Origin of the sequence: Chryseobacterium sp. CH25, assembly GCF_004119455.1 — a bacterium.
Taxonomy (GTDB): Bacteria; Bacteroidota; Bacteroidia; order Flavobacteriales; family Weeksellaceae; genus Chryseobacterium.
Map to the genome: position 1 here is coordinate 501,543 of NZ_NRQT01000001.1, position 12,996 is coordinate 514,538.

The 12,996-nt window shown below is 34.8% G+C and carries 10 protein-coding genes; 1 reads left to right on the forward strand and 9 read right to left on the reverse strand.

Annotated features, from left to right (window positions below):
- Window positions 1–20 precede the first annotated feature (20 nt).
- Entirely contained in the window at window positions 21–4,709 is a 4,689-nt protein-coding gene (locus BOQ64_RS02195) for a hypothetical protein (RefSeq protein ID WP_185147054.1), read from the reverse strand.
- A 775-nt stretch (window positions 4,710–5,484) separates the two neighbouring features.
- Here BOQ64_RS02195 and BOQ64_RS02200 point away from each other — a divergent pair.
- Window positions 5,485–6,315, forward strand: a complete 831-nt coding sequence (locus BOQ64_RS02200; RefSeq protein WP_129056421.1) for a glycosyltransferase family 2 protein — start codon at window positions 5,485–5,487, stop codon at window positions 6,313–6,315.
- A gap of 34 nt (window positions 6,316–6,349) precedes the next feature.
- Here the strand turns inward: BOQ64_RS02200 and BOQ64_RS02205 are convergent, their stop codons facing one another.
- The 8 genes from BOQ64_RS02205 to BOQ64_RS02240 all read right to left on the reverse strand — a co-directional run bounded on the left by BOQ64_RS02205 (window position 6,350) and on the right by BOQ64_RS02240 (window position 12,833).
- Window positions 6,350–6,604 carry a hypothetical protein gene (locus BOQ64_RS02205; protein WP_317127654.1) on the reverse strand — a complete coding sequence of 85 codons (255 nt, stop codon included), beginning with the start codon at window positions 6,602–6,604 and terminating at the stop codon, window positions 6,350–6,352.
- A gap of 119 nt (window positions 6,605–6,723) precedes the next feature.
- Window positions 6,724–7,170 carry a transposase gene (locus BOQ64_RS02210; protein WP_129056417.1) on the reverse strand — a complete coding sequence of 149 codons (447 nt, stop codon included), beginning with the start codon at window positions 7,168–7,170 and terminating at the stop codon, window positions 6,724–6,726.
- A 164-nt stretch (window positions 7,171–7,334) separates the two neighbouring features.
- Entirely contained in the window at window positions 7,335–8,171 is an 837-nt protein-coding gene (locus BOQ64_RS02215) for a helix-turn-helix domain-containing protein (protein ID WP_129056415.1), read from the reverse strand.
- 110 nt (window positions 8,172–8,281) lie between these two features.
- Window positions 8,282–9,115: a helix-turn-helix domain-containing protein gene (locus BOQ64_RS02220; protein ID WP_129056413.1), complete on the reverse strand. Its 834-nt coding sequence runs from the start codon at window positions 9,113–9,115 to the stop codon at window positions 8,282–8,284.
- A 111-nt stretch (window positions 9,116–9,226) separates the two neighbouring features.
- Window positions 9,227–10,096, reverse strand: a complete 870-nt coding sequence (locus BOQ64_RS02225; protein ID WP_129056411.1) for a helix-turn-helix domain-containing protein — start codon at window positions 10,094–10,096, stop codon at window positions 9,227–9,229.
- A gap of 432 nt (window positions 10,097–10,528) precedes the next feature.
- Window positions 10,529–11,305, reverse strand: a complete 777-nt coding sequence (locus BOQ64_RS02230) for a hypothetical protein (protein ID WP_129056409.1) — start codon at window positions 11,303–11,305, stop codon at window positions 10,529–10,531.
- 3 nt (window positions 11,306–11,308) lie between these two features.
- Window positions 11,309–12,070 (reverse strand): hypothetical protein, encoded by a 762-nt coding sequence (locus BOQ64_RS02235; RefSeq protein ID WP_129056407.1) that lies wholly within the window; start codon window positions 12,068–12,070, stop codon window positions 11,309–11,311.
- 10 nt (window positions 12,071–12,080) lie between these two features.
- A complete protein-coding gene (locus tag BOQ64_RS02240; protein WP_129056405.1) occupies window positions 12,081–12,833 on the reverse strand; it encodes a hypothetical protein in 753 nt (250 codons plus the stop codon).
- Window positions 12,834–12,996 lie beyond the last annotated feature (163 nt).

Below are 12,996 nucleotides of genomic sequence, written 5' to 3' on the forward strand. Positions count from 1 at the left end.
GATCAGATAAAGCTTCAGCTTTATTTGAATTCATAGTTAATTTGTTTTTCAGACCCCTGTTTGTTCCCTGGCAAAACGTATCTCACTTTCACAATATACTTTATGGAAGGGATAGTTCCGAATGTGGATTCCAGTAAAGCATTAATAAGTGGAGATCGTGAAGTTGCAGGTACACCTACATATTTTGATGCTGCTTTAGAAATAAGCTCATACCAATCTGCTTTATAATAACTGAACAGATCATATTTGAAAGGGAAAGTCTGTTTCAGAAATGCATTTCCTTTATCATTACCCAGATACTGCAGATATGAAGTAAATACCGGGAATGCATTTGCTGGTGGAATTCCTGTAAAATCATCATCGCTTTCCGCTCTGTTTAACTCTAGTCCGTCAACTGGATAATTATTGTAGATAAGTCCTTTAAACTTGCCTGCAAAAGAATCTTCCATTAATGCAGTAAGGTTGATTAATGGCTTGTTATCTGTATATTTTGATCCTGAAATTTCAGTAGCATCAAAGTATTCATCAGCGTTCATATTATTCTGTAATATAACTACGTCAGAGCTTAACTTAATCCATAACGGGTTGAAATTTAAAGCAGAAAGCTTGTCTGAAAGTGTATTATACTTACTGGTTCTGAACACATAGGAAAGCCTGTCGATCTCCCCATTCTTAGAAAGACTCTGTGCTTTCTTTATTTCTGTAGTAACAGAAACGGCTGACCCATCACTACTTTCTTCTGTTTTCTCTGTATTTTCTACTGTATCATTATCAAAAGAACCGTTAGATCCATTTTTGTTTTTTGCAATCAGTGCTAATGTATAATCTTTCTGCTTGGTAAGATCCGGCACTTTGAAATTCACAATATTGTCAGCATTATTATAAGAGAAGGTGCTTTCTATCGGTGATTCGGCTGCAAAGAGGACTGAAGTACTCCAATTCGGATCTTCAAACAGATAATCCTGTCCTCTTTTTAACTTGATATAACCGTTACTGCTCTCTCCTCTATAGTAATTTTCCTGATCTACAACCGGATATGCATATTTTATATTGGATAAAGGAATAGCTTCCGGTGCTGAACCTGTTGTAAACGTACGTTCTTCTATTTCTACAGCCTTCTGCCCATCAACCATTACTACTTCATACATACCATTCTTTTTCTCCATAAAACTAACTTGCGCTAATGCTTTCAGTGTTTTGTTAGGAGGCAGAATATCATCAGAAACGAAGTTGGCAAAATCTTTAGAGTTCGCATACTCTATTACACCTTCAATCTCTTTACCCTGATCATCTATAATGGTCATTTTTTCTACAACTACTTTATAGGTGTGGTCACCATCATCTTCAGGAATTACGATAGGTTCATTGACACGTACTCCAAAAGTCGCCTGTGGAATGGCAAAAACATCAACATTCGTTTCATCTTTTTTAGGAGTCAGATCTGTAATAATCTTCATACCACCAAGAACGGATGAATTTTCAAGAACACATTCTTCTCCAAATTCCATCTTAAATCTGAAACGCCCTTTTATCAATCCGCCAAGTAGGTTATAATACCCGCCAAGATATCCTCTTACCCAATACGGATTCGGCCCTTTTACCTGTAAAAGTGCAGCAACCCCAGCCTTAATAATTGGAATTTTCTTTTTAATAAACCAGAGCTTGATTTTTATCCCCAGTTCGCCCTGTAAGTAAACATAAGCCTGTCCGTTAGCATACCAACCATTGATACCAATCTGATCTCCACCACGGTTAGAACATTTAGCCTCGCCATAGTTTTTAAGCATTATATCTGTTCCTAAGCCAGCCTGAAAACGGGCATATAGAAACAGCGCCGTCATATCCCCCGTATCAAACTTAAGGTGTGTACCAAAGGCAAATCCTTTTCCATCTCCAAGGGCATTAAGATTGCTCATATAATCCAGATCCTGCACCTGAAGTCCTAGAATTTCTGCAACTTCAACCGGCGGCGGCGGACTTCCCGGAATACGGGTTCCCACCATAAAGTAGCTGGACGACTGTAAATAAAAACTATCAAAACCAACCTTAAGACCAATCATGTCAGTTGGCGTACCAATGTGCATATACCACTCATCCGGAGCAATATGTACCACAGCCCATCCTGCACGGCCATTAGGACCGATTCCTTTGATAATTCCTTTGGCAATATCAATAAACACATCCAGACTTGCATGGAATACACTATTGTTAAAGTCATAATTCATCGCAAGTTTGGCATAGATAGCTCCATCAATTTTCTCTGTAACAGGATATTGCTCGTCAACCATTTTGGTATCCAAAAAGGTGTTTACTGTTTTATTATTTTTCAGATCTGACAGAAATTTAGAATTCCCGGTCATTTCTTTGAATTTTTTCTGTGCTCCTGCCAATGCATCTCCAGGAACCAGCTTGGTAAGATCAGCCATTACAACAGCTTCTCCAATAAATCCGATATTGGCTAAACCACCATTTGGATTGGTTGAAATACTGAATCCAGCCATGATATCTATGGTTTTATCTGTTGGAATGGAACCGTAAATACCCGCTCTTAATGCAAGACCAACTGTATTATCAGGTTTCAGAACCAAAGCTTTATTTTCATAGGCAGGGTTCATACTCAGTTCCCGATCAGGAATCATCCGGTAAAATGCACCTCCTGTAAATCCGGTAATTTTAAGTGCGGTGGCCTGAATACTCAATCCTTTTATAGATCCTTCAAATCCCCAATACCTGAAAGTACTGTATCCAAAAGCAGCATTTACTTCCACTGTTATTTTACTAAGCGCTGTAACTTCAGCCTTAAGATGTGCTTTAAATCCATTACCATACAGAGGGTCTTTACGCATGATTTCAAGGCTTCCGGAGATCTTCCCTACCCCAATATCTACGTTATTAAGTGCCAATTTAGTAAGATTGAAGCCATCATACTTCCATCGCTGCCTGTTATTTTCGCTGACAATCAAACCATTAATCATCATACCTCCTGTAGCAGAAAAACGTTCTTCCTGTAGACCAACAGTCACATTAAACCCTAAATTGGCCTGTGAACCGTCTGCAACCACAACAATATTGCTGATACTTGCCGGAAAGCCTGCTAATTTCTGTTCACCTTTTACTCCAAAATACTGAACCGTTACAAATGGAGCTTTAGTCTGTAAGATAAGTCCCTGAAATTCTATACCCTTAAAATCTGCATCTTTTTTACTGTTGGGATCGTTATCATCTGCCGAAGAATTGGCAGCAATAGCCATACTTCCGTTAAGAATTGCCTTGGGAAGAAACTCTTTATTTTTTACCCGCATTTCAATGGAAGAACCTGTAGCAATGGTTGCTTTAGCACTCCAGATATCAAAATTAATATCATTAAGAGTCGTAACAGAGATGAGATACTGTTCTTCTGTGATGGCACCTCTATATCCTAAATAATTGGGAATGGAATTCGTAGAACTGTCATTATTTTTTTGAACAGGAAGCTGTATTTTCCCTTCCAGGTTGGCTCCTACAATTTTAGAAGCAGCAAGGTCAATTCCAATTTTATCCAGAGAGTATCTCCATGCATTTTCTCTATTGGTTACTCCCCGTTCTATCGGAAAAAGGTTATTGGCAGCAAAACTTCCGGATACTCCATAAGCATCAATTAAAAGATTATTGGCCTCAAAAGAAACTCTGGTATCAATATGATCTTCTGTTTTGAATTCCTGTGGAAGACCAATATTTAAGGTCTGTACATATAAACCTCTCCAGGATTCTGATCCACCTATCAGGTATCCATGGGTATTGTAATATTGCGGAAACTGAACACTGGGATCTGTTCTAAGGTCGCTCAGGTCCAAAACTGCATTATTAACAAAGAAAGAAAAATAGCCTTTATCCTGATTTTTAATCTGAGAAGTAATGGCAAAAGGGCTTATGCTTACTTTCACTAAAATATCATTCCAATCGCTGGCTTTAAGAGCAAAATCACCGCGAACCCTGTTCGTAAATCCATTATTTCCCATTTCAGGAAGCACTGTTCCTTTGCTGTCTAAAGGAACAAGAACATTTCTGGAAATCTGAACATTACCTTTTAAAGAGAGTTCTTTAATCCCGTCACAATCCATAGTAACGTAGGTTTTGTCATTTACACTTTCACCATTTTTAGTGATCCTTCCTCCTTCAAGAGTAAGCATCCACTGGTTTTGGTTAAAAGGCATATTGATATCTCCCAGTAATGAAAGCTTTGCATCACCGATGATTTTTCCGCCATAGGATAATTTTATATCCTCAGCTCCGAAGAACAGTGTTTTCTTTCCGTTTTCACCTCCCTGCTGGGGCGTAGTTACTCTGGCATATACGTTTATCAAAGCATATTCCGGAGTAAATTTTGCTTTTGTAACAACAATACTGTATTCTACATTAGACTTGTTTTCTTTAAGCCCAATGGGTAACTCGGTAAGGTCATTCGGATTAATTGTACTTGTGAAATTTCCACTTTTATCAAGTTCTTTGAAAGCTCCTATTGCTTTACCAATTTCTTTATCATTTTCAGGATCATTATCAGCAAAACCTGAAAACTGATCCAAGGGAAATTCATATAAAGAGTTGGTGGCAGGTTGATTTGGGAATGAAAAGTTTTTGTGTAGCTGAAGGGAATCTCTTTTATTATGTTCACGAGCCTTTGTGGGAACAAAGAGAAGGCACATAATAAAAATAAAATATATTTTCGTCATGGTTATTTGTGTTTCCTGCAAAAATATATTTTTAATTCAATATAGAGAGATTAAATTTAAAAAAATAGAATAAATTCTATAAAAAACAACTATGCACTAAATGCTATTTCCGCAAAATCATCCTTCCCTACCATTATTCAGATTTACAGTAATTTAGAAAATATTGATATCAAAAATGAATATGACACAATGGTTTTGTTTCAATATAAAAAGGTAATAATTTATTTCTCACAAAACCAAACACGACATTAATATTATCAACCAGAGTTATCTTTAATTACACAAAAATTATGGATTTTCAGATATAGTAGTCATCTCCTGTGAAGTTCGGCATCTGCAAAAAAATGAATTGAGAAAATCTGAACAAAACAAAACAGCTACATATATTAATTAGATCATGAAAAATTCGGCAGCTGCTTTGTGTCTTTAAAAAATTGATCATAAAATTGATCTTTGCAAATATAATGACAGGTAAGGCTTTTCTTATTAACCAAATTATTCAGAAGCTTACCTGTTTTATCATTATTCTCTTTCAAATATTCAAGGTAATCATTCTATTGATCTCTACGGCAGAAAACAACTCAGGTAGAGCTTCATCTCTATTTTTCACCTTTCTAAAAAATGATGATTTACCAAAGTAATTGAATAAAAAGCAGTATACGATGTGTTTTTTTAACCTCTAGTTTTACAGACAGGAAGGTAATATAGTATCTGATACAATCCAATTACTTCAAATACAGTAAGTACATATTCTAATCATTAATGAAATATCAAAATGAAAAAAATATCTATCCTGATTGCGAATTACAATAATGGCAAGTATTTTCCGGATTGCTTTGCATCTTTAATGAATCAAACATATAATAATTGGGAAGCAATTATTGTAGATGACTGCTCAACAGATAATTCATTAGAAATAATCCGGGAACTCATAAAGGATGATGGCAGATTTTTATTATTACAAAATTCATTAAACAAAGGATGCGGTTTTACTAAACGTAAATGTGTAGAGCATGCCAATGGAGATATATGTGCATTTCTGGATCCGGATGATGCTCTTCATCCGAAGGCATTGGAAGAATCAATAATACCGTACCACTCTACCAGTAATATTGTTGCTACTTATTCTAAAATGATGTTATGTGATGAAAAGCTTACTTCAAAAGAAATTTTCAGTTCTACTAAACAGATTGTTAATGACCGATATTTTTTCAACTGTCCTATTCAGTTTGCTCATTTTTTTACTTTCAGAAAGGATATATATTTAAAAACGTCTGGAATTAATCCCAATTTAAAAAGTGCTGTTGATCAGGATCTGTATTTGAAAATCTTAGAATTGGGAGAAGTTAAATTCATTAAGAAGGTTTTATATAAATATAGGCTGCATGATGGTGGTATTTCACAACATACCGGAAAAAAAGCAGCTAAAAATTCATTTGCGCTTATAATACATGAAACAATGAAAAGAAGAAATATTAATTACATTAACCATTGTAAAGTACCGGAAGATTTCACTGATGCAGACGAAATTTTCAGCTTCCTCAATTATCAGACTGAACTTTCATACCGGCTAAAAATGAAATTAAAATTATTGTTCGGACTTTAATTTTTATTGGACCACGCTCAGTATATATGAATGCTCACTTATGCACTACAGTTTCACAGTAAGGACGTCCAGATATAAGATCTTTCTTCCAGCGGGCCACTGTATTTCTGCTGAGAGAAAAAACTTTGGCCAGTTCTTTATTGTTTAGCTTATGTTCCTTCTGATAAGCAAGAATTTCTTTGATTGCCCTCTCATCATACGCCTTATATTTCTGATTACAGGACTGAGTCCCAAATAAAATTTTATTCAGGTTAATGACATCTAAAATTTCCAGTTTATCTTTGGACAAAATGTTTCTACAGTTCTCTTCCTTATGTGGTAATTTTTTTTGACAATATCACTATAAATCCTTTTGTAATCTGGAGCTTGTATATTTTTCATCGGTTCAACGTTAGTGTATTAATAAAATTAAGATACTGGCAGTGACGTGTCTTCAGAATATTTTACTTCCCATTTGTTTAAAGTAGATTTAGGAATTTTATATTCTTTGATAACCTGATTTTTGGTCATTTCTCCACTTTTAATCTGTTCCAGAACAAAGTCTATCAGTTCCTGACTATAGACATTTTTTCTGAAGATAGGCAGAGAAGAAGAATTAGCAGTACCTTTTGATGGTGTATTTCCTGAAGGTGGCGCGTAAAGAATAAGATGATGAGAATACAATCTGAAAAAATCATATTCAAGAAGCTTGCTCCATTTCAAAAGATTATCTACCAAAATATTTTGATCTGCATACATAGCCTCAATCTCCAACATTGGCAATTTAAAGAAATTGATGATTCGGTCTTCAGGTACTCCCAGTTCGTCTACTTTTGTTTTAATCAATTTTCCAATATGGAACTCTTTAAAATTCATAATATGATAGATTCTTATTTTCGTTATTAAAAGTGATTATCCAGAATTTCAACAATTTTAGATACTCATTAAAAATAAATATTATGACATCACTCAGAATGTCAGATATTATTCGAGTGCTTTCTTATTTTATAACAAGTAAAGACGAGTTTTGAGTTTTAAAGCTAAACTCCGTTTTCCCGGAAATTTTTAGGATAAAATCCTGTATTTCTGTAGATGTATGATGAAAAGAAGGAAATGGATGGAAAGCCCAGGTCAAATGAAATCTGCTTAATGGAGAGATTACTGCCCAGCAACATTCTTTTAGCTTCAAGAACGGTTCTTGCATCTATGATATCTTTTGCAGTCTGCCCGATCTCAGATTTCACTAAGATATTCAGGTAATTAGCTGTAACAGCAAGCTTTTCAGCGTAAAATTTCACGGATTTAGATACCCAGAAATGTTCTTCAATCAGACTGTAAAAATTTGAAACAACAGGATGGATTTTTGTTTTATCAGTCTCAGTGGAAGCGTCTTTATCGATCATATTATTAATCAGATTAATAATTATCTGAACTCTTAAACTGATTATTTTACGGGGAGTATTCTGATCTGCAATTTCTCTGCTGAGCAGATTAAATTCATCACGCAATTTATCTGACTGATATTCAGAAAGATTAACTATAGGATTACTATTAATATACTGAGAAGAAAACCGGGTATCAAATAGATTCATTTCTACAAACTTCCTGGAAATAATTAGCTTATGCCCCAATGCTGATTCTGTTTTCCAGGAGTGAATCTGGCCCGGAAATGATATATGAATCTGATTGTCATTTTCCTGATATTTTAGAAAATCAATAAAGTGTATCCCTTTACATTTTTCGAAAAATATAAATACATAAGAATCAGGAGATCTGAAATTTGATATTTCACTTACTCCCGCCAGTGGAAGATAAGTAATACTGTCTGTAATCTGATCTTCCCACTCAAGATTTTTTTCAAGGTACAATTTACTCACTCTGCAACAACCATTTTTATGATTAAAACAATTTTAATGCCTTTATGATTTTATAAATACATCAATAGGCTATAAATATTCATATATATTGAGAATAATAAAGCTTTTTATTAACCCAACAGTTTCTTTCTCCTGTAAGCCATTGGAGAAAGACCTACATATTTTTTAAAATATCTGGAAAAGTGTACATAGTTCTGAAAACTATAATCATAAGCAATATTAATCAGCAGATCTTCAGAAGTAATGATATCCCTTTTAAGCAAGGGTATAACTTCCATGTCAATTACTCTTGAAGCGGTATTCTTTAAATGTTTTTTGCATAATACATTCAGATAATTTGCTGTTAATCCCAAATGACTGGCATAAAAACTCACGGACCTGTCTTCCTTAAAATGTTTCTTTATTAAGACAATAAATGTGAATAATAAAGGATGCTGCTCATAAATCCGAAGCCCACCGCAGGTTCTTCTTATTTCTCTGCTGATATTCTGAAGAATAATTTTAATCTTAGAATAAATGATGTGCATCATTACACAGGATTCTTCCATAATTTCAGAGGCTACATCTCTGTATTCTTTCGCCAGAATATCAAATATCTCCTGAGATACATCTACTACAGGATACTCCTGGCAGACAATTGACGGAATCTGCACTCCGCCCATTATTTCAATATATTTACATTTGGATACCATAATGAGGTTCAGTACTGCAGATTCATTACAGCTGAACTCCTGTTTCTGCCCCGGCAATACCATATGAACCTGCTTTTCTTTAATCAGATAGTTTTCAGATCCTATTGTATGGGTTCCATTTCCTTTTTCAAACAAAAAGATAGAGATGAAGTTTTCTTTTTTTATAATGTCATCTATCCTGTATACATTTTTACCGTTGCATTCTATATAAATAATATCACTTCCTACATATTTTACTGATAAGTGTTTCATTTTTTTAAATTTTAGATATAATGTAAAGTCATACCAAACCTGTAGACAGTATTTTTCCAATCCTGCCGGCTCTCTAATGGTAAAACGAAACGAAGGTTTAGCTAATCAGGCTCAATGAATAATATTCCTTCCATATTTCATTAAAAAATCCCTGGGAGACATCCCTGTATTGTTACTAAAAAAACTTGAAAAACCAGATAGGTCTCTGAACCCAAGATCAAATGCTATTTCTTTTATAGACTTATTGGAATTGATTAATAGCATCTTAATTTCCAGAATCAACTCATTGTTAATAATAGAAGAAGCCGTCTTGTTAAAGTATCTTTTACAGATGATATTAAGATAGTTGGGTGTTAAAAACATTTCATCTGCATAGAACTTAACATTTCTTTCGGTTCTGAAGTTCAGTATTACCAGCTTAAAAAAATCAGCTAGCCTTTTCGTGGCAATATTTTCACTATTTATAAAGGACTGCCTGCAAGCTTCTTTGCTAATTGTAAGGGTAATAATTCTAATTCGCGGTAATACAATTTCCCAGATATTTTCATTCTTTTTTATCTCGTTATAAATAGACCGGAACTCATAAAGCAACTTATAAAATATTTCAGGGGGCAATTCAAAATCCGGCTTCTTTTTATAAAATGAAATAGGAAACATCAGATAATTACCAAACATATCAAGTATCTCATGAGGAACTATAACCTTATAGACACTGGTGAATTTTTCATACTTACATTCATTAACCTGACCTGGAAATACAAGATGCATCTGAAAATCTTTCACTGAAAATTCTTTCCCGTCAATATGATGAATACCATCTGCCTTCTCGAATAAAAAAATAGTAAAAAAGGTATTCATCATATTTTCAGAATGCTTACTACTATTATCCTTTACTTCATCAATTGCAATCTGACTGCAGAGACTGAAATCATATTGAAAATTATCTGTATTAATTGACTGGTGACTTATTTTTTCATTCATAGAATTTATTAAAACAATTAGAGAATATTGGTTTACTCTATCATACACCTAACTTTTTATCAAAAGACACCTACTTCCATTAGTTAACCTCCATGATTACCATGCATTGATGATTATGACCGAATCATCAGATCCTGATATCAAATCATTTAAATTATTGAGGATTTCCTTTTTATATTTCAGTTATTTTTAAAACAAGCCTAAATCCTTCTATGCAAAATTAGTAATTGCTGTTTGCTATTCATTACATATATTATTTATCAATTTATTCATATTATAACATTACTTATCATTTTTATATTCAAACTTGTCAAATCTATCATAAAGGTAGATTTCAATACCAAATAACCCTATTACAGATAAAAAAGGCAGACCGCATATTAGATACGGCCTGCCAAAGAAAATTCAGACAACTATTATTATCAGACTCGTCTAATTTGAATTCCTGATTACACTGACATTGGAGTTAGTAGTGACAGTAAAAGTTCCGGTGGTTGTGGTATCTCTCATTCTGTACTGGATCTGTACCTGGTCTCCTGCGTTCAGCAAGGCATTCCAGTATAAGGGTATAAACCCACCACTGCCTCCAACACCTGTACCAAAGATTGAAGTAGCAACCTCAACTCCATTCAGTAAAATTCTGCCACCATAATATTTACTGGCCCCTGCATTATTTGACCTGCTTATATTGATTCCTCCTGCAAATGCATATAACCCTGCTGCAGGAATTGAAAATGTCCCTGAACTATGTATATTCTGTTTATCCAGAGATTCATTGTCAAAGCTAACATTAGTCCAGGCAGTATAAGCCCCGGATGCATTTGCAGTGACAGCAGTCGCCGGACGGCCTATGAAAAGGGTTGTTGATACATTGTTTTCACTAATGACTTCCCTTGCAAAATTTAAGGTAGCAATATCCTCCCATTCAGCACCATTCCAGATATAATAGGTATCCTTGAAAACATTTGCAGGGCTTATCCCCGCATCTTCAAGATTATAAACGATCACACCGACATCCTGACTTGTAGCCGGAACTGTGGTAATATCATTGATGCTGCTTAACTGTAACCGTGGGATTAACATTCCTTTATCACTGCTTACCACATCCAGCACACTTCCCTGTTCTGGAGTGGATGTCCCTATACCGACCTGACTTAAGACAAAAACAAACGACAACAGGAAGCCGATATTCAATATTTTTTTTTCCATTTTTTAATATTTATAAATGTTAACTGTTCCTGTTTCCAATCGGTAATTATTTTGCGTATAGACATATTTAAAGTCCACTACATCTCCTTTTGTAAACTCCTGAATCAGCATTACCGTGGTATATGCCCGGTTGGTTAATGTAACATATCTACCGGACACATTATTCATACTGTTGCCATTCCTGTAAATATTTTGAGAAGAAGTTCCGTCTCCGTTTGAACTATTTGAAATATTGGTATTGTATTCTATCACATAGGTATCAGTAGCCGGTATGGTGTAAGTATTATTCCCGGTATTCCATGCTGTATAGGAATCAATCAGAATTTCAGCAGAGGTAGGATTAAAAGAAGTCCAGGTCCAGCCTGAGCAGGCCCCGGCACCACAGGCAATATTATTTTTTTGCCCAACAGTAGTACTAAAGATCATTAAAGGAATATTGCTGTCATGAATAACGTCTTCTATTCCATTTACGGTAGTAATTGAATAATATTGACCTGCATTTCCCCAATAAGAAACCTCATCATCCAGATTATCTGAAATGATAGGATTCGTATTATATAGTAAAAGTCCTCTTGCTGGGTTTTGCACAGGAACCTGAGTATTATTTTTGGAAGGAATTGACAGTAGAGGAATCTTTAATGCTTTATTTGCCATATCCAGTTTTAAAATGGCAGCATCAGAAACCTGATCTGAGCCTATAACCATCTGTGCATTGCTCTGGCTGATGAACAAAACGGCAAACAGATTAAGAATTTTAGTATTCATAATTATGTTTTTAATGGGATTGATAAATAGAAACATTAGTATTGTATATCTGATAAGCAGCTCCTGTTGATCTTGCTGTAAAGGAAATAACATCACCTGTTGATAATGAATAAGTACAGTCATTGGAAATCCCCCCAAACTGAAACTTTCTCTGCATTCCGTAAGCACAGATATTGGCCCCGTTTCTTCTCACAAAAATCACCTGTTCTCCATTGGTATCCCCTGTAGTATTTCTTATGTCTGCAGCAAATGAAATAGAATATACTCCATCCTCCTGTATTGTATACCCTCCATAATTGGGAGCTGTTCCTGTAGCACCGTTCTGAAAGTTATAATCAAGTTTATTAAAGGTTAGAGTAACTGTTGAACCTGCAGTTTGAGAAGCCGGAGCTCCGGTAACAATATTACTTGCAACAAACATAGGAGCCAAAAAAGGAATTTCTAAAATCCTGTCCTCTGTATTTTGGTGGCTCAGTAATTTATTCCACTGGGTTCCATCAAATGAGTATAATCCTTTGGTAACTCTGGTATTCCCCGATCCGTTTTCTGTCTGATTATATACAATAAACCCTTTAACAGGGGAAGAAATAGTACTCTGATCTTCCGTTGACACTAAATTTACAACAGGCAGCCTCAATCCTTTATTGCTTGACACAATATCAAGTACGGCGGACGGATCCGGCTGGGTGGTACCAACCCCCACCTGCCCGGAAAGTATTTCAGTAAAGGATAAATAACAATAGATAAATAATACTTTTTTCATAATTATTGGTTTTAAACAAAATGATTATCTGATTTCTGGCAGACTATTACAGAATAGACCTGATGCATACATGTTGAGAACATGTTAGAGAACATCTCTAATGAATAACTATTTTCAAATAAGAGAAAAGCCTCCCTTACTTACCCTCTAAGGTATTAACAAT

Excerpts from the sequence above, each read along its gene's own strand:
- BOQ64_RS02240 (WP_129056405.1), bottom strand. The coding sequence starts at position 12,833 with ATGAAAAAAGTATTATTTATCTATTGTTATTTATCCTTTACTGAAATA.
- BOQ64_RS02230 (WP_129056409.1), bottom strand. The coding sequence starts at position 11,305 with ATGGAAAAAAAAATATTGAATATCGGCTTCCTGTTGTCGTTTGTTTTT.
- BOQ64_RS02200 (WP_129056421.1), top strand. The coding sequence starts at position 5,485 with ATGAAAAAAATATCTATCCTGATTGCGAATTACAATAATGGCAAGTAT.
- BOQ64_RS02220 (WP_129056413.1), bottom strand. The coding sequence starts at position 9,115 with ATGAAACACTTATCAGTAAAATATGTAGGAAGTGATATTATTTATATA.
- BOQ64_RS02225 (WP_129056411.1), bottom strand. The coding sequence starts at position 10,096 with ATGAATGAAAAAATAAGTCACCAGTCAATTAATACAGATAATTTTCAA.
- BOQ64_RS02195 (WP_185147054.1), bottom strand. The coding sequence starts at position 4,709 with ATGACGAAAATATATTTTATTTTTATTATGTGCCTTCTCTTTGTTCCC.
- BOQ64_RS02235 (WP_129056407.1), bottom strand. The coding sequence starts at position 12,070 with ATGAATACTAAAATTCTTAATCTGTTTGCCGTTTTGTTCATCAGCCAG.
- BOQ64_RS02210 (WP_129056417.1), bottom strand. The coding sequence starts at position 7,170 with ATGAATTTTAAAGAGTTCCATATTGGAAAATTGATTAAAACAAAAGTA.